This is a genomic window from Thioclava sp. JM3 (assembly GCF_002213185.1).
Lineage (GTDB): Bacteria > Pseudomonadota > Alphaproteobacteria > Rhodobacterales > Rhodobacteraceae > Thioclava > Thioclava nitratireducens.
Genome location: NZ_NBOB01000005.1, coordinates 324,580 through 344,579, shown reverse-complemented (window position 1 = coordinate 344,579; position 20,000 = coordinate 324,580). Strand labels below are relative to the sequence as shown.

Below are 20,000 nucleotides of genomic sequence, written 5' to 3'. Positions count from 1 at the left end.
GGGAGAACGCGCGAGATAGCGCGCCATCTTGTTTCTGTTGATGAGACGCCGAACGAGCATTTTCTTCATCAGCTTGCTGCCCGGCCAAAGCGTGGCTGCGGCGTCTCGGGTCGCGCTTTACACGGCTTCGTCGGGCCGATGTCATCCGCAAAAATCTGCGGGAGCATCTGCCGCACATACATGCCCGAACCGCGTCCGCGATCCGTCGAAAAGCCCGCGAATATCGGCTCCGGATCGAAACTGCACCGCCGCAGACCCAACGCCTCGGGCGAATCCGGAAGTGTGACCGGCTCGGCGCTCACGATGCAGATGTCGAAATCCCGATCCGGATGGAGCGCGGCAATCTGGGCGGCCGCATGCGCCGCATAAGGCGGGTAAGCGCCGTCGCAGCAAAACGCGATCGCATTGCGGTGCTGCGCCGGTTTCGAGCAGGCCAGATCGATCTCCATTCGCTCCTCTCATACAGCGCGTATCTGTGACTAGCCAAAGCCAATCCGGCTGTAAACGTCACAGAAAGAGGAACATTTCCGCGCATGGCGAGTTCTCGGGTTGACACGGAGAGAAAAAGGGGACGCGAAAATGCAAACCTCGAAAACCACGTTTCTTACCGCCGGGATCGCCATCATTTCGATCCCCGCGACCATCGCCATCGCCGCCGTGCGCAGCGACGAGGCTGTGACGCCTGCCCAGCATCCCCAAGCGGCGCGGCAGGTCATGCTCGACGGCTACGAGGGCAACGGGCGCCCGATGGAGGATATCCCCTCCGAAATTCCCTATGGCGATCTGTCCGCCTTCGACGACGTCACCGCGATCGGCGAGGCACAAAGCCCCAACCAACCATATTGCGACAAGCGCGCGAAGCTGGTGGATTCCCTCAATCACGATTTCGCGGAGAAGCCCGCGATGACGAAACAGCTCGGCGATCACCGCAAGGTCGAGCTTTACGCGTCGAGCCTCATGGGCACCTGGACTGCGGTCTATACCCGCGCCGACAACGTCTCCTGCATCGTATCGTCGGGCACCGACTGGAAGCGTGGCAAGAACCCGGTAGCGCTTCTGCATCGCGAAGGGATTCTTCCCGCCACCTGATCGTGATCGGCCTTCATTGCCGCTTTACGGTCCCGGTGCTACATAGCTCCCAAATTCAGATTGGGAGCCGCGCATGGCCGATTACGTAATCAAGGATATCGCTCTGGCCGAATATGGCCGCAAGGAGCTCGACATCGCCGAAACCGAAATGCCGGGCCTGATGGCCTGCCGCGCAGAATTCGGCGAGAGCAAACCGCTGAAAGGCGCGCGCATCGCGGGGTCGCTGCACATGACAGTGCAGACCGCTGTGCTGATCGAAACACTGAAGGCGCTTGGCGCCGATGTGCGTTGGGCCTCGTGCAACATCTTCTCGACGCAGGATCACGCGGCCGCGGCTATTGCTGCGGGCGGCACGCCTGTCTTCGCGATCAAGGGCGAGACGCTCGCGGAATACTGGTCCTATACCGACCAGATTTTCCAGTTCGAGGAAGGCACCTGCAACATGATCCTCGACGACGGCGGGGATGCGACGCTCTACATCCTGCTCGGCGCGCGGGTCGAAAACGGTGAGACCGACCTGATCGAAGTGCCCACCTCGGAAGAGGAAGAGGCGCTGTTCGCTCAGATCAAGAAGCGCATGAAGGAAAGCCCCGGCTGGTTCACCAAGCAGCGCGACGCGATCAAGGGCGTCTCGGAAGAGACCACGACCGGCGTGCATCGCCTTTATGATCTGCACAAGAAGGGACTGCTGCCCTTCCCGGCAATCAACGTGAACGACTCGGTCACCAAGTCGAAGTTCGACAACAAATACGGCTGCAAAGAGAGCCTCGTTGACGGCATCCGCCGCGCGACCGACGTGATGATGGCCGGCAAGGTCGCCGTCGTCTGCGGTTACGGCGATGTGGGCAAAGGCTCCGCCGCTTCGCTGCGCGGTGCAGGTGCTCGCGTGAAGGTCACCGAGGTCGATCCGATCTGCGCGCTGCAAGCTGCGATGGACGGGTTCGAGGTCGTCGTGCTGGAAGACGTGGTCGACAGCGCCGACATCTTCATCACCACCACCGGCAACAAGGACGTCATTCGGATCGAGCATATGCGCGAGATGAAGGACATGGCGATCGTCGGCAATATCGGTCATTTCGACAATGAAATTCAGGTCGCGAACCTGAAGAACCACAAATGGACGAACGTCAAAGAGCAAGTGGACATGATCGAGATGCCCTCTGGCTCGCGCATCATCCTGCTGTCGGAAGGCCGCCTGCTGAACCTGGGCAACGCCACCGGCCACCCGAGCTTCGTGATGTCGGCGTCGTTCACCAATCAGGTGCTGGCGCAGATCGAGCTGTGGACCAAGGGCGATGACTACGCGCCGGGCGTCTACATCCTGCCCAAGCACCTCGATGAAAAGGTCGCCCGCCTGCATCTGGACCGGATCGGCGTGAAGCTGACCCAGCTCAAGCCCGATCAGGCGGAATATATCGGCGTCACGGTCGAAGGCCCCTTCAAGCCCGAGCATTACCGCTACTGACCGGATCACATCGCGATTTCGAAGGCCGCGCGGCAAGGCGCGGCCTTTTTACGTGCAACGCGGGCGATGATCGGTTTTCCTTGGGACAGGAGGAGAGCGATGACACCCGAAGACCTTGCCGCGCGTTTCAAACCGCAGTTGGAAGCGGAGCTGGCAGAGCTGCGCACCGCCTCGCAGGACACCGCGCAGACCCGCAAACCCGTCGAGCTGGACCAGCAAAGCGTCGGTCGGCTGTCGCGCATGGACGCGTTGCAGAATCAGGCGATGGCCAATGCGGTCGACGGTCGCCGCAAACATCGGATCACAGCGATAGAGGCCGCGCTCCAGCGTATCGAAGAGGACGAATTCGGCTATTGCGACAGCTGCGGCGAGCCGATCCCCGAGAAGCGCCTCGAACTCGACCCGACCTTCACACAATGCGTTTCCTGTCGCGGCGGAGGCTGAGGCGCGACAGGTCCGGGATTTACACTTTGTAATTTCCCTATCTGGGCTTAACCTGCGCCTGCCTTCATTTCTGGGCAAAGCAACCTGATAGGTGGGACAGATGGGTAAAAGAGACGAGCTGATTGAGAAATACGCCGAGGATCTGAAATCCAAATGCGGCATGGCCCCTGACATGGAGCTTCTGACCAAGGTGACGATCGGCTGCGGCCCCTCGATCTACGATGCGGATGCATCGACCGTCGCGGCCACGGACAAGGGGGAGCTGGAAACCGTGAAGGACAACTTCCTCGTCAAGAAACTCGGCCTCTCCGACGGCCCCGAACTGATGGATGCGATCGACAGCGTGATCGAGACCTACGGCCGGTCCGAGCGCAACAAGTATCGCGCCGTGATCTATTACATGCTCACCAAGCATTTCGGCAAAGAGAGCGTGTACGCCTGATCGCGACAGCCTCGCGTAGAATGTGACGCCCCGCGGCCCGGCCTGTCCGGGCCGTTCGCCTTAGCGGATCAGCGCCTTGATCCCCGCGACATGCGCAGCCCGCGCACCCAGCGCATCGGCAGCGAGCGTCGCGACCGTTTCGTCCAGCGTCTCGCGCGGCACGATCCGGTCGATCAACCCCCAGCTCAAGGCCTCTTCGGCCTCGATCTTCTGCCCCGCCATCAGGATCATCTTGGCCCGCGCGGGCCCGACCAAAGCGACCATGCGCGCCGGGTCCGAGGGCTGCGGCAGGAAGCCGAGCTTCATCACCGGGTAGAAGAATTTCGCGCCCGGGACGGCGATGCGCAGATCGCAAGCGAGCGCCATGCCCATCGCGCCCCCGGCCAAAGTGCCGTTCAGCGCCGCGATCGTCAGGCAGGGCAGCGAAGCGATCGCGCCGGAAAGCCGTTCCCAGACCGGGTCGGTCGCGAGCGTTCCCGTCTTCGCCTCTGCCAGATCGGCCCCGGCGGAGAACACCTTGCCGGTCCCGGTCAGCACGAAAGCCCGCGCCTCCTCGCGCCCCGCACGCTCGGCCAGATCGGCGATCTCGCCCAACATCGCGCCGGTCAGCGAGTTGGCTTTTTCAGGCCGGTCGATGGTCACGCGCCACAGCCCGTTCTCGATCTCGTGGCGGATCATTCCCAGCCTCCTCACAACTCCCGTGAAACCCCTCTAGCAGCCCCGCGAAGGCTTGACCATCGGCCTGACCCAAAGGAGGATGGCCGCGACTTGGTTCTCAGTGGAAAGGTACCCTCTTATGGCATGGCTCAAAACCGTCGGTTCCGGCGCCGTCGTGGTTTCGCTGCTGTCCACCACGGCCTCTTTCGCGGATGTAACCGCGGAGCAGGTCTGGCAGGCGTGGCAATCCGAATACCAGACCTACGGCTACGAGGTGATGGTCGGCGGTCAGAACCGAGAGGGCGACACGCTCATCGTCTCCGACGTGAAGATGGTGCGCAATGTCGACAATATGAGCCTCACGCTCGACGTTCCCGAACTGAAGCTGCGCGACCGCGGCGACGGCACGGTGGAAACCATTTTCCCCGAGAAGATGACCGGTGACATGACCGGAAAGCCGGGCACCGACACCTCGGACGTCGCCATGAAGATGACGATGACCCAGACCGACAGCAAGATCATCGTTTCCGGGTCGCCGGGCGATCTGACCTACGATATCGACGCGCCGAAACTGACCGTGGATCTCGACCAGACCGTCTCCGCCGAGGGGCAGGATGTTCCGATCAAGATGTATCTTGCGCTGAAGGACACCAAGGGCAATTACCACGTCGTCGACGGCGATATGCATTCGGTCGACTCGAAGATGGCGATCGGCACGCTCGACCTCACCGCCTCCGGGGCCGATCCCGAGGGCAGCGGCACGTTCAACATGAACGGCCAGATGAACGATCTCTCCTACGAGGGGAGTTTCGCGATGCCCAAGGACGTCTCCTCCGAAAAGCTCGACGAAGCGCTCAATGCCGGTGCGAACCTCGATCTGTCGATGACCTATGCCAGCTCGAACTGGGCGACCACCGCGGACGGACCCAACGGCAAGGTCGATCAGAAGACCACCGACGAGGGCGGGAAATTCGACGTCACGATGTCGAAGGACGGTCTGTCCTTCGGCGGTCAGAGCAACAACGGCCACATCGAGATCGCCACGCCCGACCTGCCTTTCCCGATCACCGCGGATATCCAGTCGGCGGACATGACATTCGCGATGCCGGTCGCAAAAGCGGATACGGCGCAGGACTACAAGGCGAAGCTCGGCTTCAACGGCGTCTCGGTCTCCGACAACATTTGGGCGATGTTCGATCCTAACGGCGATCTGCCGCATGACCCGGCGACGCTGCAGGTGGATCTCTCGGGCAAGATGAAGCTCACCGAGGATCTGTTCAGCCCCGCCGCCGCCGCGATGGACTCGCCCCCGATGGAGGTCCAGACCGTCGACATCAACAACATCAAGCTGTCGATGGTCGGCGCCGATCTGAACGGCAAGGGCGCGCTGGAGCTGAAGAATGGCGGGCCGATGCCGATGCCCACGGGCAAGATCGACCTGACGCTGACCGGGGCGAACGCGCTGATGGACAAGCTGGTCTCGATGGGCCTCGTGCCGCAGGATCAGATCATGTTCGGGCGGATGATGCTGGGCCTCTACGCCAAGCCCACGGGCGACGACGCCTACGCGTCGCAGGTCGAGTTCAAGGATGGCGGGGAAATCCTCGTCAACGGCCAACGCGTCCAGTAAACACTGAAACCCACGGCGCGAAGCCGTCCGGATCTCCGGGCGGCTTCGCGTTTTTCTCACGAGGTGGAAATGACCAAGCCCTCCCTCTCCGATCTGACCCAATCGCTGCTCGAGGCCGCGAAGCGCGCAGGCGCCCCGGCCGCCGATGCCATTGCAGTCGATGGGCGCTCGGTTGCGATCGATGTCCGCGAAGGCCGTCTCGAACAGGCCGAGCGGTCCGAGGGCGTCGAGATGGGGCTGCGTGTCCTCCTCGGTGGCAAGCAAGCCTGCGTTTCCGCCTCCGATATTTCCGCGCGCACCTTCGAGGAAATGGCCCAGCGCGCGATTGCGATGGCCCGCGAAGCGCCGGAAGATCCGTTCATCGGCCTCGCCGAGCCCTCACAGCTGACCGACCGTCGCGATGCCGACGGAATGGAACTGGCCGATCCGAGCGCCGAACCCTCCGCCGAGGCGCTGCAAAGCGACGCGCTCGAAGCCGAAGCAGCCGCGCTCGGTGTCGAAGGCGTCACGCAAGTTCAATCCGCCTCCGCCGCCTATTCCTATCGGCGTGTCCATGTCGCCGCCTCCAACGGTTTCGCGGGCGGCTACGACCGCAGTTCGCGCGTTGTCTCCGCCGTCGCGATTTCCGGCGAGGGGCTTGGGATGGAGCGCGACTGGGCCGCCGAGAGCCGTGTTTTCCAGTCCGACCTGCCAACTGCGCAGGAGATCGGGCGACTGGCCGGTGAACGCGCTGCCGCCCGCGCCAATCCGCGCCGCCCGAAAACCGGCGCCTATCCGGTGCTGATCGACGAGCGCGTCTCGGGCAGCCTGATCGGGCATCTGCTGTCCGCGGTGAACGGGCAGGCAATCTGCCGCGGGGCCTCGTGGCTGCGCGACGCTCTGGACGACCAAGTGCTGCCCGACGGCCTGTCGCTGATTGAGGAGCCGCATCGCAAACGGGTCTCCGGGTCGCGCCCCTTCGACGCGGAAGGGCTCGCTACCGCGCGCCGCGCCATCGTCGAGAACGGCGTGCTGAAAAGCTGGACGCTCGACCTCGCCTGCGCGCGCAAGCTGGGGCTGCAATCGACCGCAAATGCCAGCCGCGGCACCTCTTCTCCGCCCTCGCCCGGCATCGGTAACGTGACCCTGACTCAAGGCGACAAGACCCGCGAGGAACTGATGGCCGAAATGGGCACCGGACTTCTGGTAACCTCCTTCATCGGGGCGACGATCAACCCCAATACCGGTGATTACTCGCGCGGGGCCTCGGGCTTCTGGGTCGAAAACGGCGAGCCGGTCTATCCCGTCAACGAGTGCACGATCGCGGGCAACCTGCGCGACATGCTCCGCAGCATCCGGCCCGCGAATGACGCGCGGATGCATCTGAGCCATATCGTGCCCTCGCTTCTCCTCGAAGGGATGACGCTTGCCGGAGACTGATCTTCCCCTGCTCATCGAGACCGCCAAAGAGGCCGGTGCGCTCGCGCTCACATACTGGAAAAAAGCGCCCGAAGCCTGGGACAAAGGCGACGGGGCCGGTCCGGTGTCCGAGGCCGATCTAGCGGTGAACGCGCTGCTGGAAGAGCGTCTGCGCGGCGCCCGGCCCGATTACGGCTGGCTGTCCGAGGAAAGCACCGACGATCCGGCCCGTCTTGCGGCGCGCTCGACCTTCATCGTCGATCCGATCGACGGCACGCGCGCCTTTCTCGCCCATGATGGCGGCTTCGCACATGCGCTGGCCGTGGTGCGCGATGGCGCGGTCGTGGCGGGCGTGGTGCATCTGCCGGTGCACGATCTCACCTATTCGGCATCGATCGACGGTCCGGCTTGCCTGAACGGAGAGCCGCTGCGGCCCGGTGCACAAGAAGTGCTGTCCGGCGCGACGGTTCTGACCTCGAAACTCTCCGACAATCCAAGCTTCTGGCGGCACGGTCAGCCGGATTATCAGCGCCATTTCCGCTCGTCGCTGGCGTGGCGGCTGTGTCTGGTGGCCGAAGGGAGGTTCGACGCGACGATCTCGCTGCGTCCGGCGTGGGAGTGGGACATCGCCGCCGCGAGCCTGATCGCCCAACGCGCCGGGCTTCTGGCAACGGATCGCAATGGACGCGCGCTGCGGTTCAACCGCTCCCCGCCGCAATCGAGCGGGCTTGTCGTCGCCAACCCGGTCCTGCATGAGAAATTCATCGAGAATCTGGCGTTTTGGCCTGATTAGGGTCTACCAGCGCAGAACGCGCTTCCCGAGCAAAGCACCCACAAGCATCACGACGACGATCCCCGCGCCATACCACGTGACGTAGAACAACGGGCTGTCCTCGGTGCAGTGCAAGGCGTAGATCGCGGTACCCATTCCTCCGGCGGCGAGGCCCGCGAGCGCCCCGGCCCGCGCCGGGCGCGTCACCGCCCCTTTACGCAGGCTCACGAGAAGCGCGCCCAAGGCCGGGAAGGATAGCATCGGCACGGAGATAAGGCAGGGCAGGATCGTCTCACCCTTGAAATCCGCCATCCGCTGCCCGTCGGGCGTGGTCAGGTAGGCATAGACCAGAAGCGCGGCCCCGAGTGCCGGGAAGATCCAGAGCCACCCGGTCGACACCTTCGTCGTGGGCCGTCCCAAGCGCACTGCCATCGGCGTCACGAGCACGGCCAAGACCAGCGGCAGGTAAAATTTCGGGGCGATTTCCGGCGTCATAAGGGTCTGTTGCAGCGGAAACCGCAAACCGTAGACCGAAATCACGAACAGCGCTGACAGGAAAAGCGCCGGCACAAGCCAGCGGCCCAGCACCTGTTTCGGGCGGGGTTCGTGCAACGTGTCCTGTTGCAATACGGATATCAGGTCTTCGGTCTTCATATCTCGATCAGCCTCTCGCGAAGCGCGGCCAGTTTTTTCAACGAACGATGCAGCATGACCCGCACCGCTCCCTCACTCATATCTAACGCATCGCCGGTTTCCGCGATGCTTTTCCCTTCGAGCCCGATAGCGCGCACCAGTTGCGCTGCGCGGGGCTCCAGATGGGTCAAAAACGTCTCTATATCGGCCTTTTCTGTAGGATCCGCCTCAGGCGCGGCGGGCAGCACCTCGGCGAAGTCCTCGACCGGAAGATGGATGCGTCGCCCGCGTTTGCGAAAGGCGTCGACCACCTTGTGCCGGGCGATTGCGTAACACCACGGCGCAGCAGGCTCATCTTCGCGCCAAGTGTGACGCTTCAGATGGATGGCGAGCAAAACCTCCTGCACAACGTCCTCGCAATCAGCCTCTGACAACCCTCCGCCACGCGACCGCACCACCGAGCGAAGCACGGGGGTCACGGCTTGCAGGAACAAGCCATAGGCGCGCTTGTCGCCCGCATTCGCAGCCCGCAGGAGCTGCGACCAATCTGCCCGCCGATCATGCATCATCGCCGTCCCTTCGTTCGCGATCATGCCTTCGTTACAGCCGGAGCGAAAAACTTTTTTCGTTCACGCTGGCGTGAGCATCGTAACGACGCCGTGACCTCTCGCGAACGGTGATCAGGGCCGCAAGAGGCCCCAACCAATCAGGGAGACTACCATGACGACCGAAACTACCCTTGGCTTTGCCGCTGCTCTGACATGCGCGATGGGGCTGGCCAGCGCCGCCCATGCCGAAGATCAGGCGATGGAGAAATGCTACAGCGTCGCGATGGCCGGGCAGAACGATTGCGCCGCCGGCCCCGGCACCACCTGCGCCGGCACCGCGACTATGGATTATCAGGGCAACGCCTGGAAACTCGTCCCGGCAGGCACCTGCACCTCGATCGAGACGCCGCACGGCATGGGCTCGCTCGAACCGAAAGAGATGTGACCCCAAGCGGGGCGTGCGGTCGGCGTACGCCCTGCTTTCTCATCAATGGAGGCTGCCATGACCCTGCCACGCAAAGCGGGCCTCGGCTTCAAGCCAGAGCACTTTCCCGCCATATCAGAGACGAAACCGGACCTCGGGTTCTTCGAAATCCACGCGGAAAACTATATGGGCGCGGGCGGGATGCCGCATGCGATGCTGGAGCGGCTGCGCGCGGACTACGCGCTTTCGGTGCATGGCGTGGGCCTCTCGATCGGCGGGCCCGATCCGCTGGATCGCGACCACCTCGCGCGGCTCAAGGCGCTCTGCGACCGATACGACCCCGAGAGCTTCTCGGAACACCTCGCCTGGGCAAGCCATGGTGGCGTCTGGATGCACGATCTGCTGCCCCTGCCCTACACTGCGGAAACGCTCGCGCTGATCTGCGATCACGTCGATGAGGTGCAGGAGCATCTCGGCCGCCGGATGCTGCTCGAAAATCCGGCGACCTATGTACTCTTCGACAATTCCGAGATCCCCGAGACCGAGTTTCTGACCGAGATCAGCCAGCGGACCGGCTGCGGATTGCTGTTGGATGTGAACAATGTCTTCGTGTCCTGCGTGAACAACCGACAGGATCCGCGCGCCTATCTCGAGGCGTTCCCGCTGAACCGTGTCGGCGAGGTCCATCTGGCAGGCCATGAAGAGGAAGAGCTGCCCTCCGGGCCCCTGCTCATCGACAGCCACGGGCGCGAAGTCGCGGAGCCGGTTTGGTCACTTTACGCCGAAACAGTCTCTAAAACCGGACCGCTACCGAGCCTTATCGAGTGGGACAACGACGTGCCGGACTTCGCCACCTTGACGGCCGAGGCCGAGCGTGCGTCGATGATCCTGTCGGGAGACCACCATGCCCTCGCATCGTGACTTCGCCCGCGGTTTCCGCGAGGGCCTGACCGGAGGGCCCGCGCCGCAAAACGCAACCGCCCAAGATCCAGCCGAGATCGAGCGCCGCTTCGACGTTTACCGCAACAACGTGGCGCATGGGCTGACACAGGCCCTCGCGCGGCATTTCCCGGCGATCGAGCGGCTTCTTGGCGCGGATTGCTTCAGGGGGCTCGCCCGGGCCTATATCGCCGAGCACCCGCCGCACACGCCCGTTCTGACCGAATGGGGCGGCGCGTTTCCGGCCTATCTGGCAGATGAACCTTCGCTGCAATCGCTAAGCTATCTGCCCGACGTCGCCCGCATCGAATGGGCGCGCAGCCGGGCCTATCACGCAGCCGACTCAGAGCCTATTGCGCGGGAACGCCTGCAAGAGACAGCCAAACGCGCGGGCACTCATCTGTGTCTCGATCTGCATCCGTCGGTGCAGGTTCTTCAGCTCCTGACGCCTGCGGGTTCGATCTGGGCCTCGCAACAACCAGGTGGCCCCGCTCCACCGCGGGCGACCGAATGGAGGCCGGAGACACTGCTGATTGCGCGGCGCGGGATCGCTCATGTGATCACGTCCGTCGTTCGTAGCTCGACCGGTCGCTTCGTCTCGACCCTATGTGCAGGCGAAACCGTCGCCCGCGCACAAGACCGGGCGGGAGCGGATTTTGACCTCAACGCAGCGCTTCTGCTGCTGCTGGAGAATGCGCTGATCGTCGGCGCGGGCATCGAAAAAGGAGACGCCTCATGACCGATGCGATCGAGATGAAAACGTCAAAACAGGGTCTATTCAGGCTGTATCATCGGTTTTCCGATCTAGCCCAGCGCCTACCGGAGGAGATTGTTCTGATCGGAGCGCGGCTTTTTCCAGCGATGGTGTTCTGGATGTCCGGTCGGACGAAGGTGGAAGGGTTCATGATCAAGGATTCCACCTTCACCCTCTTTCAATACGAATACGACCTGCCCCTCATTCCGCATCAATGGGCGGCGGTGCTCGCGACATTCTCGGAGCATTTCTTCCCACTTCTGCTGATCCTCGGCCTTGGCAGCCGACTTGCAGCGCTCGCGCTTCTGGCAATGACGCTGGTGATCCAGTTCTTCGTCTATCCCAGCGCATGGGTGACGCATGGGCTTTGGGCAATCGCGCTTCTGACGGTTCTGATGAAGGGCCCCGGGCGGCTTTCTTTCGACAAGCTCCTTGGATTGGAACGCTGAGCCTTGCTCTCCCCGCCTGCACGATTATGTGTGAGCGCAAAGGAGAGCGGATGCGCGAGAGCGACGATATCGAAGCGGCCATGAACCATGCCGAAAGCGACGGTCGCGGCCACCAGCCCGATCCGGCGAATACGCGGTTGTTGCGCGATGCGCTCGCGCAGTTCGCGACCGGTGTGACCGTCGTCACCGCCTGCGCGCATGACGATGCGCCGGAGCCCGTCGGGATGACGGTGAACAGCTTCGCCTCGGTTTCGCTCGATCCGGCGCTGATCCTTTGGTCGGCTGCGCGCTCCTCGTTCAGGCATGCGCATTTCACTGCAACCGATGCCTTCGCGGTGCATGTGTTGCGCTACGATCAGGAAGCGCTGGCAAAGCGGTTCACGAAGCGCGGCGAGGGGTTCGAGGGGCTATCCTACAGGCTGAACGCGGCCGGTGTACCGCTGATCGACGACACGCTCGCCCGGTTCGAATGCGTCACCGAGGCGCGCCACGACGGCGGCGATCACACGATCATCATCGGCCGCGTCACCCGCTTCGTTAAAGGCGCAGGGACTGATCCGCTGCTCTTTGCGGGCGGCCAGTTCGGGCGGTTCCTTCCCGATCAGCGTAGCTGAGCGATCTGCCGCGCAAGCTGCGTCACCGCCGCGCTGTTCGCTTTTGCGATGGCCTGCGGTTCCTGAGAGCCGACCGGCACCGTGAAATCGAACCGACGCACCGTTTCGCCGCTGCGCTCATAGCCGTTCGCCGAGACGAAATAGACGCCCGAGACATGCAGCAGACCATCGGCGCCCGGCAGCATCTGCTCGATCCGGACCTCGATCTTGCGCGTGGGCGGATCGGCGAGCGGCCACGGCTCGGAGATCACCGTCGCGCCGGAGAGAGACGAAATCTGCCGCGCCAGCGCCAGCGTCACCGAACGCGCGGGATCATCCGCCCAAAGGTTGTCCGGGTTCGAGCGCAGCGCCCCGTCCGGGGTCTGGAAGGCGATCTCCTGTCCGCCCGCGTAGTCCGGCAGCGACACCTCGCGCAGTTCGGCCCGGCCAAGCCGGTTCGGCAGCGCCTTTTCAGCGGTGGGCGGGTCGATCGGATAGCGTGCGATCTTCTCGGGATCGGAACAGGCCGCGAGGCCCAGGAGGCATAGCGGGATCAGGCTCAGAGCTTTCATCGTCATCTCCTGTTAGCGGCCCAGAATGAAGGACTGCGGATTTCGTTCGATCATACGCGCGAGCGAGCCGATGTTCGAGATCGCCCGACGCAGCTCACGTAGTGTGCTGAGGGTTTCGTTCGAGAAGTTGGATCCACGGCCATAGGTCGCGACGAGCGCCTGCGCCTGATCGACCAGCGATTGCAGCTTCTGCGTCAGTTCCGGCAGGCGGTCCGAAGCTTTCGACACCGAATTCGCCGCGTTCTGCGCCGCATCGAGGGTCTGGTTCAGCTTGTCGGCGGCATTGGCCTCCTTCAGCTGGTTCAGGATCGCCGCCGTCTGCGTCAGCGTATCGTTGAGCGATTGCGGCAGGTCCTGCGTGCCGGGCTTGTTCAGCAGCGCGTCGATACTGGCGAGGATCGTGTCGAGCTTGTCGCCCACGTCCTTGAGCGGCATATCCGCGATCGCAGAAGCCGCACGATCCGCGGAAGCGAGCGTCTTGTCGAGACCCGAGATTTCTTCAAGCACCGACGAAGCAGCCTCTGTCACCCTGTCGAGCGCGGATACCGTCTTGTCTGCGGCATCCTTGTTGTTCAGATCGGTCGCGAAGGTCTTGAGCTGCTCCAGCAGGCCGGACAATTCGCGCGGCACCTTACGGGTGTCTTCGCTCTCGGCCACGGCGGAGATCGAGTCGAGTGTGCGGATGGCGGAGTTCATCACTTCCTCGATCGGCAGGCCTTCGATGCGCTTGAACACCCCTTTCGCCGATTTCGCCAGATCGTTCTCGGCCGCAGGCGCGGTCGGGATCGTCGGATAGGGATCGGCATCCAGATTCATCTCGGCATTCGGTAGATCCGGCACATCGGTCAGTTCGATCACCATGGTGCCGCCCAGAAGGCCGGTATTCGCGATACGCGCCCGCAAGCCGTTCTGGATTTCGCCCTGCAGGAACTGGGTCACGGCCTCTTCGCCGGCGTCGCGCGACAGCCCGAGCCGGTCCGGCGACAGGGCGATCGTCAGCTGTTGCTGCGCGTAGCGCTGACCGGTGCTGTCCTTGCGGATCTTGATCGCGAGCGCGGTGACCTCGCCCGCCTCGACGCCCCGGAACTGCACTTTCGAGCCGACTTCGAGCCCTTGCACAGGGTCGTCGAAGAGCAGCGTGTATTTTGGCGGATCGACCACATCGGACTGGAAGACAGAGTTTTCCGCAGTGTCTTTGCTGTCATAGAGCCGGAACGCTTGTTGATCTTCGACGATCCCGCCGCCGCTGGTGAAGGTGTCGAACTCCACCCCGCCCTGTACCAGCGTCGCAAGCGAGCGCACGTCGAGGCTGAGACCCGAGGTATCGAATTTCACGGAGAAGCCCGACGTGTCCCAAAACCGGGTCTGGGTGGTGAGCAGCTTGTTATGCGGCGCTTCGATGAATGCGTCCACGATCACGCCGGAGCCGTCGTCGTCGAGCCGCAGGTTCTGCAGATGGCCCACGGTCAGCCCGTGATAGAGAACCGGCGCCCCATCTACGATCCCGCCCGCGTCCTTCGCACGCAACTCGATGATGGTGCCCTTGCTCGGATCGGGAGAGACCGGCGGCTTGTCCAGTCCCTGAAACAGGGTCTGCGAACCGTTGGGCTTGTTGTTCCAGAAGCCCTCGATATAGGTGCCCGACAGCACCGTCCCGAGGTTCTGAATACCTCGCGCCGACACTTCAGGGCGGACCAGCCAAAATTTCGCATCCTGATCGACGTAAGGTGCGACCTCGTTGTCGATGCGCACGCCCAGCCGCACTTGCTCCAGATCGTGGGTGAACGAGACGCTCTCGACCTTGCCGACCTCGACCTCGCGGAACTTCAGAGGCGTGCCCACCTCGACCCCGGTCGCGTCCTTGAAATCGATATGGATCAGCTCCCCGCGATCCGAGACCGTCTTCCAGGCGACACCAAGCGTGATCAGCAATGCGATCAGCGGTACGATCCAGACCACGGAAAGCCGCGTCCAGATCGGGCGCGGGGCGTTGGAGGTTTCCAGTTCTGCCGGGCCGGTCTCGGGGGTGTCGTTCATGAACTCACTCTGTCAGGGCCGCGCCAGATCAGGCGCGGGTCGAAGCTTTGTGCGGATAGCATGGTGAATGCAACCGAGAGGGCGAAAGACGCGGCGGCAGGGCCGGGATGGATCGAGGCCACGAAGCCAAGCTGCACCAGCGCGGAGAGGATCGCCACAACGAAGACGTCGATCATCGACCATCGACCGATGAACTCCACCACCTCGTAGAGGTGCAGATGAGGATGACCACCCTTGCGGCGCTCGTTTCCGACCGCGATGGCGAGATAGGCGATGGCGATGAATTTCCCGATCGGGATCATCACAGAGGCCCCGAAGACGATCAGCGCCACGCCGTAGTTGTGATGGCGCCATAGCTCGATCGCGCCGCCGACGATGGTGTTTTTCTGCTCGTGGCCGAGCGTCGCGGTGACCAGCATCGGGTAGAGGTTGGCCGGGAGGTAGAAGATCAGCCCCGCGAACCACCATGCCCAGACCCGCTGCAGCCCGGTCTTGTCGACCTTGTGCAGCGTCGCGCCGCAGCGCTCGCAATGCGCATGATCCGGCGTCCAGACCCGACCGCAGCGGGTGCAGCCGATCAATCCGGCATCGGTGGCGGTCAGCACGTTCATTTTCGCTCGATCGCGTCCCATATCGTCCATTTGCTGACAAAGGAGTTCTTGAGCGCGATCACGATGATGAGCACGCAGAAGGCCCAGAAGGCGGGCCCGAGCGACACCTTGGCGAGACCCCCGAGTTTCACCAGCGCCACCGCTGTCCCGATGATGAAGATCTCCGCCATCGCCCAGGGCTGGCTCTCTTCGGCGAGGCGAAACATGGTCGCGGCGTGTTTCCATGCGGGCTTGCCATTGGCGAGCGGCCAGAGCGTGTAGATCAGCGCGACGAAGCGGAAGATCGGCAGCGCCACGATCATCGACAGCACGAAGAAAGCCAGAGGCGCGATCCAGCCGTCGGAAAACGCCATCGCGACGCCGAAGATCGAGCTCTCGTGACTCAACCCGCGGGTGGAGATTTCGAGGAAGGGGAAGAAGATCGCCCCGATCATCAGGATCATCCCGGTGAAGGAGAATGCGACGACGTGCAGAAAGGACCTCTCGCGCGGCGAGATCAGAACGGTTCCGCAGCGCACACAGGTCGCCCGCTTGCCGTCGGGCAGATGCGTGGCGCGGTACAGCGCGTCGCATTGCGGACAGGCAATCAGATCGGCCGGGTCAACGTTCATTGTGTTCGGGTCCCCATCCATCCGCTAAATCTAGCGACTGCCAGCGCCACGACAAGGGAAGACGCCGATAGCGCGCTTTTTATCCATCAATCACCTGTTAACACGCGACCACTATAGCGGACGCGGGTGAAAAGAGGTGGTGGAATGAGCAACCGCGAAAACGCCGCGCCAATTATCATCAAGCGCAAGAAGGTCACCGGCGGCGACGGACATCATGGCGGGGCGTGGAAAGTCGCCTACGCTGATTTCGTCACTGCGATGATGGCGTTTTTCATGCTGATGTGGTTGCTGAACGCGACGACCGAGAAACAACGCAAGGGCATCGCGGATTACTTCAATCCGACGATCCCGATCAACCGGATCTCCGGTGGCGGCGAAGGGGCTTTCGGCGGCGATTCCGTCTTCTCCGAGGATCAGATCGCGCAGACCGGCACTGGCGCCATCTCGCAGCGCCCGACCGAAGAGCGTCAGGCCCGCGGCGAGAAATCCGCCGAGGACAAGCAGAACAACGACAAGGCCGCTTTCAAGGAGGTGGCCCGGGCCATCGAACAGGCGCTGATGGGCGTCGGCGGAGAGTCGATGGTCAGCGAGCAGCTCGCCCGCCACATCGTGACCCGGGTGACCGACGAAGGTCTGATCATCGAGATCTCCGATCTACCCGACGCGCCGCTGTTCGTCGGTGACACGGCCAAGCCGCAGCCGGTGCTCACCGATCTGGCGAAGATTCTTACGCGGGTCTTCTCGATCGTCGCGAATAACGTGGCGATAAACGGCTACACGAAATCCTATCCGAAAATGTTGGCCAAGGACCCGGTCTGGGAGCTTTCGGCCGCGCGTGCGCAAGCGATGCGTGAATTGCTGAACGGGGCCGGGTTCCCTCCCGAGCGCTTGCAGCGCGTAAGCGGCTTCGCCGATCGCAAACCGAAGGTCACGCGCGCGATGGATCTGCGCAACAACCGTCTCGAAGTGATCGTTCTGCGCAATGGCCGGTAAGGCGCCCTTAGCGAAGAGGTAACCACAGAGGTAAAAGGACGGACTCGTTAGGGCAATCTTAAATACCCGCGCGCAAAGGTAAGGGGAATTTCGGACTTAGCAGCAGAAAGGCGCATCCATGTCCATTTCTTCCTCGCTCAATGCGGGCGTGGCCGGCTTGGCCGCGAATGCCACCCGCCTTGCAACGATCTCGGACAATATCGCCAATTCGGGCACCTACGGCTACAAGCGCGCCGTCACCGAATTCGAGAGTATCGTCATCAATCAGGCCGCGAAGACCGGCTCCTATTCCGCCGGTGGCGTCCGCGCAGCCACGAGCCGCTTGATCGAGGAGCGTGGCTCGCTCGTCTCGACATCGAACGCGCTCGATATAGCGGTGTCCGGCCGCGGCATGCTTCCCGTGATGACTGCGGTCGCGCTCGACAATTCGACGGGAGACGAGCCGCTGAAGATGACGACGACCGGCGCCTTCCGCAGCGATGTGAACGGGACGTTGATGACGGAATCCGGGCTCGTTCTCCTCGGTTGGCCCGCCAGCGCGGACGGGACGATCCCGACCTTCGCGCGCGACACGATGTCGGGCCTGGAACCCGTCGTGATCAATGCCAACCAGACCGCCGGCGACCCGACCACGACACTCAATCTCGGCGTCAACCTTCCCGCCACCGACACGGAGGCCGGGGCGAGCGGCGATACGCTGCCGCTCTCGGTCGAATATTTCGGTAATCTCGGAACCTCCGAAACGCTCGATATCACCTTCCATCCGACGGTCCCCGCAACTGGCTCCTCCAACGAATGGGCGATGGTCATTCGGGACAGCGCGACGGTCGATGATCCCGGCACCGCCGGAATCGATGAAAGCGTCATCGGGCGCTACGTGCTGACCTTCGACGACAGCCGCAGCAGCGGCGGCACCCTCGCCTCCGTCAATGTCATCGATGGTGGCTCCTACGATTCCGCGACCGGCACGCTCGATCTCACCGTGGCAGGCGGACCGCTCAGCGTCACGATCGGCAAGATCGGTGATACCAACGGGCTGACCCAGCTATCCGACAGCTTCTCGCCCACATCGATCACGAAGGATGGCTCGCCAGTCGGTAATCTCACTGCGGTCGAGATCGACAAGGACGGCTATATCAAGGCGACCTATGACACCGGCTTCATCCGCACCGTCTACCAGATTCCGCTCGTCGACGTGCCCAATCAGAACGGCTTGATCGCGCTCGACAACCAGACGTTCGAAGTGTCGTCGAAGTCGGGCTCCTTCTTTCTCTGGAATGCTGGCGACGGTCCCACAGGCTCGATCGAGGGATATGCCCGCGAAGGATCGACAGTCGACGTCGCAGAGGAGTTGACCAATCTGATCCAGACGCAGCGCGCCTATTCCTCCAACGCCAAGGTTATCCAGACGGTCGACGAAATGCTGCAGGAAACCACCAATATCAAACGCTGATCCTGATCGGACCGGCTAAAGGAGGTCAAAATGGGAATCTCGCAAACGCTGTCCAATGCCTTGTCGGGGCTCACCGCGGCTTCGCGTATGGCAGAGGTCGTCGCCTCCAACACCGCGAATGCGCTTACCGAAGGTTACGCCAGGCGCGAGGTTTCACTTGGCGCCCAGATGGTCGGCCGGCAAGGCGCCGGAGTCCGCGTTCTGAGCGTGGATCGTATCGTCAACGAGACTCTTCGAAGCGATCTTCGCCTCTCCGACGCCGCAACACAAAACGCGTCGCTCCGCTACGATTTCCTGTCGACCTTCGAAGCCCGTATCGGCACACCAGAGGACGCGAGTTCCCTGTCGTCCAAATTTGCGCAGTTTGAAGCTTCACTCGTTGAAGCTGGCAGCCGCCCAGAAAGCGAAGCCCGCCTAGCCACCGTGCTGGACTCCGCCCGGGCCGTCACGGATCACTTGAATGCGCTTTCGGCACATCTGCAGGACAGCCGAATGACTGCAGACCGGCAAATCGCGGCACAGGTCGACACCCTGAATACCGCCCTCTCGCAGGTCGACGAACTCAACGCTACGATACTGGCTGGAAAGGCCGCGGGCCACGACACGAATGCGCTCAAGGATCAACGCCAAACATTGGTCGACCAGATCTCCAGCATCGTCCCCATCCGGCAAGCCACCCGCGAAAACGACCAAATCGCCCTCTTTACCACGGGCGGCGCCGTTCTTCTCGAAGGGAACCCCGTAGAAATCGGTTTCACATCAACCGGCATTATCACACCGAATATGACCTACGTCGGAGGCACCCTCTCCGGCTTGACCCTCAACGGAAACGCCGTCTCAATTGACGAGGGCGGCTTCCTCGGCGGCGGATCACTGGGTGCTCTCTTCACGATCCGTGATACGCTCGCCCCAGACCAGCAAATCCAGATAGATGCACTCTCTCGCGACCTCATTGAGAGGGTCAGCGATCCGGCGATCGACCCGACACTCAGCGGCGGCACAGCAGGGCTTTTCACCGATGATGGAGGCCCGCTCGATCCGCTCGATGAAACCGGCCTCGCCGGCCGGATCGCTATCAACCCGCTTGCGGACCCTGAACAAGGCGGCGCGCTCTCCCTGCTGCGCGACGGGTTCGGTGCCGCCTCCCCCGGCCCTGTGAGCAACGCGGAAAATCTTTTTGCCCTCGCCTCCGCCTTCACGACCCCATCCGCGCCCAGCTCTGGCAATTTCGGTTCCTCGCGTCATTCGAGCGCGGAACTTTTCGCGAGCTTTCTCTCCCAAGTGACGAGCGACCGACAACGCAATGAAGCGACACAAACCTACGCAAAAACCCGCTACGATACATTGAAAGAACAGGCGCTCGCGGATGGTGTCGATACAGATCACGAAATGCAGAAACTTCTGCAAATTGAAGAACTTTATAGCGCCAACGCGCGGGTCATCCAAACCGCGGACGCGCTGATCAAACAGCTTCTGGAGATTTGAG

General features: G+C 62.7%; 23 protein-coding genes. 15 read left to right on the top strand and 8 right to left on the bottom strand.

All coding sequences use genetic code 11. The annotated features are described in order from the left end of the window. Nucleotides 1-68: 68 nt before the first annotated feature. Nucleotides 69-449: a hypothetical protein gene (locus B6V73_RS11695; protein WP_088725321.1), complete on the bottom strand. Its 381-nt coding sequence runs from the start codon at nt 447-449 to the stop codon at nt 69-71. A 130-nt stretch (nt 450-579) separates the two neighbouring features. Between B6V73_RS11695 and B6V73_RS11690 the strand changes: the two genes are divergently transcribed. The 4 genes from B6V73_RS11690 (at nt 580) to B6V73_RS11675 (ending at nt 3,440) form a co-directional block, all read left to right on the top strand. After that, the gene (locus tag B6V73_RS11690) at nt 580-1,089 is read left to right on the top strand and encodes a hypothetical protein (RefSeq protein WP_075776685.1); all 510 of its coding nucleotides are present in this window, start codon (nt 580-582) and stop codon (nt 1,087-1,089) included. A 73-nt stretch (nt 1,090-1,162) separates the two neighbouring features. After that, nucleotides 1,163-2,554, top strand: coding sequence for an adenosylhomocysteinase (ahcY, locus tag B6V73_RS11685; protein WP_075776686.1), 1,392 nt, complete (start codon nt 1,163-1,165; stop codon nt 2,552-2,554). Nucleotides 2,555-2,653: 99 nt separating this feature from the next. Continuing rightward, on the top strand, nt 2,654-2,998 hold the full coding sequence (locus B6V73_RS11680; RefSeq protein WP_075776687.1) for a TraR/DksA family transcriptional regulator: 345 nt from the start codon (nt 2,654-2,656) through the stop codon (nt 2,996-2,998). A 100-nt stretch (nt 2,999-3,098) separates the two neighbouring features. Then, entirely contained in the window at nt 3,099-3,440 is a 342-nt protein-coding gene (locus tag B6V73_RS11675) for a DUF2853 family protein (RefSeq protein ID WP_075776688.1), read from the top strand. Nucleotides 3,441-3,500: 60 nt separating this feature from the next. On the opposite strand, the gene B6V73_RS11670 is transcribed toward B6V73_RS11675, so the two are convergent. Then, a complete protein-coding gene (locus tag B6V73_RS11670; protein WP_088719978.1) occupies nt 3,501-4,118 on the bottom strand; it encodes an enoyl-CoA hydratase/isomerase family protein in 618 nt (205 codons plus the stop codon). A gap of 118 nt (nt 4,119-4,236) precedes the next feature. Here B6V73_RS11670 and B6V73_RS11665 point away from each other — a divergent pair, with 118 nt between their 5' ends. The 3 genes from B6V73_RS11665 to B6V73_RS11655 all read left to right on the top strand — a co-directional run bounded on the left by B6V73_RS11665 (nt 4,237) and on the right by B6V73_RS11655 (nt 7,918). After that, entirely contained in the window at nt 4,237-5,727 is a 1,491-nt protein-coding gene (locus B6V73_RS11665; protein WP_168174889.1) for a DUF2125 domain-containing protein, read from the top strand. A gap of 69 nt (nt 5,728-5,796) precedes the next feature. Continuing rightward, nucleotides 5,797-7,146: a metallopeptidase TldD-related protein gene (locus tag B6V73_RS11660; protein WP_088725319.1), complete on the top strand. Its 1,350-nt coding sequence runs from the start codon at nt 5,797-5,799 to the stop codon at nt 7,144-7,146. Beyond that, nucleotides 7,133-7,918, top strand: coding sequence for a 3'(2'),5'-bisphosphate nucleotidase CysQ (locus B6V73_RS11655; RefSeq protein WP_088723525.1), 786 nt, complete (start codon nt 7,133-7,135; stop codon nt 7,916-7,918). Before B6V73_RS11660 ends, B6V73_RS11655 begins: the two co-directional genes overlap by 14 nt. Before the next feature lie 3 nt (nt 7,919-7,921). Here the strand turns inward: B6V73_RS11655 and B6V73_RS11650 are convergent, their stop codons facing one another. Then, nucleotides 7,922-8,551, bottom strand: a complete 630-nt coding sequence (locus tag B6V73_RS11650; protein ID WP_088725318.1) for a DUF1109 domain-containing protein — start codon at nt 8,549-8,551, stop codon at nt 7,922-7,924. Then, nucleotides 8,548-9,096, bottom strand: coding sequence for a sigma-70 family RNA polymerase sigma factor (locus B6V73_RS11645; RefSeq protein WP_088720049.1), 549 nt, complete (start codon nt 9,094-9,096; stop codon nt 8,548-8,550). The genes B6V73_RS11650 and B6V73_RS11645 overlap by 4 nt, the downstream gene beginning before the upstream one ends. Before the next feature lie 154 nt (nt 9,097-9,250). Between B6V73_RS11645 and B6V73_RS11640 the strand changes: the two genes are divergently transcribed. The 5 genes from B6V73_RS11640 to B6V73_RS11620 all read left to right on the top strand — a co-directional run bounded on the left by B6V73_RS11640 (nt 9,251) and on the right by B6V73_RS11620 (nt 12,258). Next, entirely contained in the window at nt 9,251-9,523 is a 273-nt protein-coding gene (locus B6V73_RS11640; RefSeq protein ID WP_088725317.1) for a DUF2282 domain-containing protein, read from the top strand. Nucleotides 9,524-9,580: 57 nt separating this feature from the next. Further along, nucleotides 9,581-10,423, top strand: a complete 843-nt coding sequence (locus B6V73_RS11635; RefSeq protein ID WP_088725316.1) for a DUF692 domain-containing protein — start codon at nt 9,581-9,583, stop codon at nt 10,421-10,423. Further along, on the top strand, nt 10,407-11,180 hold the full coding sequence (locus tag B6V73_RS11630; protein WP_088725315.1) for a DNA-binding domain-containing protein: 774 nt from the start codon (nt 10,407-10,409) through the stop codon (nt 11,178-11,180). Before B6V73_RS11635 ends, B6V73_RS11630 begins: the two co-directional genes overlap by 17 nt. Further along, nucleotides 11,177-11,644, top strand: a complete 468-nt coding sequence (locus B6V73_RS11625; protein WP_240504129.1) for a DoxX family protein — start codon at nt 11,177-11,179, stop codon at nt 11,642-11,644. The genes B6V73_RS11630 and B6V73_RS11625 overlap by 4 nt, the downstream gene beginning before the upstream one ends. 80 nt (nt 11,645-11,724) lie before the next feature. After that, nucleotides 11,725-12,258, top strand: a complete 534-nt coding sequence (locus tag B6V73_RS11620; RefSeq protein ID WP_240504133.1) for a flavin reductase family protein — start codon at nt 11,725-11,727, stop codon at nt 12,256-12,258. Here the strand turns inward: B6V73_RS11620 and B6V73_RS11615 are convergent. Genes B6V73_RS11615 through B6V73_RS11600 form a run of 4 tightly spaced genes read right to left on the bottom strand, consistent with a single transcriptional unit; the run spans nt 12,246 to nt 16,068 of the window. Next, nucleotides 12,246-12,809: a PqiC family protein gene (locus B6V73_RS11615; protein ID WP_075776698.1), complete on the bottom strand. Its 564-nt coding sequence runs from the start codon at nt 12,807-12,809 to the stop codon at nt 12,246-12,248. The two genes, B6V73_RS11620 and B6V73_RS11615, sit on opposite strands and share 13 nt — an antisense overlap. Nucleotides 12,810-12,821: 12 nt before the next feature. Beyond that, nucleotides 12,822-14,846 carry an MlaD family protein gene (locus tag B6V73_RS11610; protein ID WP_088725313.1) on the bottom strand — a complete coding sequence of 675 codons (2,025 nt, stop codon included), beginning with the start codon at nt 14,844-14,846 and terminating at the stop codon, nt 12,822-12,824. Next, a complete protein-coding gene (locus B6V73_RS11605) occupies nt 14,843-15,457 on the bottom strand; it encodes a paraquat-inducible protein A (RefSeq protein ID WP_240504128.1) in 615 nt (204 codons plus the stop codon). The genes B6V73_RS11610 and B6V73_RS11605 overlap by 4 nt, the downstream gene beginning before the upstream one ends. Continuing rightward, entirely contained in the window at nt 15,454-16,068 is a 615-nt protein-coding gene (locus tag B6V73_RS11600; RefSeq protein ID WP_075776767.1) for a paraquat-inducible protein A, read from the bottom strand. Before B6V73_RS11600 ends, B6V73_RS11605 begins: the two co-directional genes overlap by 4 nt. 144 nt (nt 16,069-16,212) lie before the next feature. Between B6V73_RS11600 and B6V73_RS11595 the strand changes: the two genes are divergently transcribed. The 3 genes from B6V73_RS11595 to flgK all read left to right on the top strand — a co-directional run bounded on the left by B6V73_RS11595 (nt 16,213) and on the right by flgK (nt 19,999). Beyond that, the gene (locus B6V73_RS11595) at nt 16,213-17,061 is read left to right on the top strand and encodes a flagellar motor protein MotB (protein WP_088725311.1); all 849 of its coding nucleotides are present in this window, start codon (nt 16,213-16,215) and stop codon (nt 17,059-17,061) included. A gap of 118 nt (nt 17,062-17,179) precedes the next feature. After that, entirely contained in the window at nt 17,180-18,514 is a 1,335-nt protein-coding gene (locus B6V73_RS11590) for a flagellar hook-basal body complex protein (protein WP_075776701.1), read from the top strand. A 30-nt stretch (nt 18,515-18,544) separates the two neighbouring features. After that, nucleotides 18,545-19,999, top strand: coding sequence for a flagellar hook-associated protein FlgK (gene flgK, locus B6V73_RS11585; RefSeq protein WP_088725310.1), 1,455 nt, complete (start codon nt 18,545-18,547; stop codon nt 19,997-19,999). Nucleotide 20,000: the final 1 nt, after the last annotated feature.

Coding starts and splice junctions, on each gene's coding strand:
- B6V73_RS11595 (WP_088725311.1), top strand. CDS start 16,213: ATGAGCAACCGCGAAAACGCCGCGCCAATTATCATCAAGCGCAAGAAG.
- B6V73_RS11695 (WP_088725321.1), bottom strand. CDS start 449: ATGGAGATCGATCTGGCCTGCTCGAAACCGGCGCAGCACCGCAATGCG.
- ahcY (WP_075776686.1), top strand. CDS start 1,163: ATGGCCGATTACGTAATCAAGGATATCGCTCTGGCCGAATATGGCCGC.
- B6V73_RS11610 (WP_088725313.1), bottom strand. CDS start 14,846: ATGAACGACACCCCCGAGACCGGCCCGGCAGAACTGGAAACCTCCAAC.
- B6V73_RS11645 (WP_088720049.1), bottom strand. CDS start 9,096: ATGCATGATCGGCGGGCAGATTGGTCGCAGCTCCTGCGGGCTGCGAAT.
- flgK (WP_088725310.1), top strand. CDS start 18,545: ATGGGAATCTCGCAAACGCTGTCCAATGCCTTGTCGGGGCTCACCGCG.
- B6V73_RS11650 (WP_088725318.1), bottom strand. CDS start 8,551: ATGAAGACCGAAGACCTGATATCCGTATTGCAACAGGACACGTTGCAC.
- B6V73_RS11665 (WP_168174889.1), top strand. CDS start 4,237: ATGGCATGGCTCAAAACCGTCGGTTCCGGCGCCGTCGTGGTTTCGCTG.
- B6V73_RS11660 (WP_088725319.1), top strand. CDS start 5,797: ATGACCAAGCCCTCCCTCTCCGATCTGACCCAATCGCTGCTCGAGGCC.
- B6V73_RS11605 (WP_240504128.1), bottom strand. CDS start 15,457: ATGAACGTGCTGACCGCCACCGATGCCGGATTGATCGGCTGCACCCGC.
- B6V73_RS11640 (WP_088725317.1), top strand. CDS start 9,251: ATGACGACCGAAACTACCCTTGGCTTTGCCGCTGCTCTGACATGCGCG.
- B6V73_RS11680 (WP_075776687.1), top strand. CDS start 2,654: ATGACACCCGAAGACCTTGCCGCGCGTTTCAAACCGCAGTTGGAAGCG.
- B6V73_RS11630 (WP_088725315.1), top strand. CDS start 10,407: ATGCCCTCGCATCGTGACTTCGCCCGCGGTTTCCGCGAGGGCCTGACC.
- B6V73_RS11675 (WP_075776688.1), top strand. CDS start 3,099: ATGGGTAAAAGAGACGAGCTGATTGAGAAATACGCCGAGGATCTGAAA.
- B6V73_RS11600 (WP_075776767.1), bottom strand. CDS start 16,068: ATGAACGTTGACCCGGCCGATCTGATTGCCTGTCCGCAATGCGACGCG.
- B6V73_RS11625 (WP_240504129.1), top strand. CDS start 11,177: ATGACCGATGCGATCGAGATGAAAACGTCAAAACAGGGTCTATTCAGG.
- B6V73_RS11670 (WP_088719978.1), bottom strand. CDS start 4,118: ATGATCCGCCACGAGATCGAGAACGGGCTGTGGCGCGTGACCATCGAC.
- B6V73_RS11620 (WP_240504133.1), top strand. CDS start 11,725: ATGAACCATGCCGAAAGCGACGGTCGCGGCCACCAGCCCGATCCGGCG.
- B6V73_RS11635 (WP_088725316.1), top strand. CDS start 9,581: ATGACCCTGCCACGCAAAGCGGGCCTCGGCTTCAAGCCAGAGCACTTT.
- B6V73_RS11615 (WP_075776698.1), bottom strand. CDS start 12,809: ATGAAAGCTCTGAGCCTGATCCCGCTATGCCTCCTGGGCCTCGCGGCC.
- B6V73_RS11590 (WP_075776701.1), top strand. CDS start 17,180: ATGTCCATTTCTTCCTCGCTCAATGCGGGCGTGGCCGGCTTGGCCGCG.
- B6V73_RS11690 (WP_075776685.1), top strand. CDS start 580: ATGCAAACCTCGAAAACCACGTTTCTTACCGCCGGGATCGCCATCATT.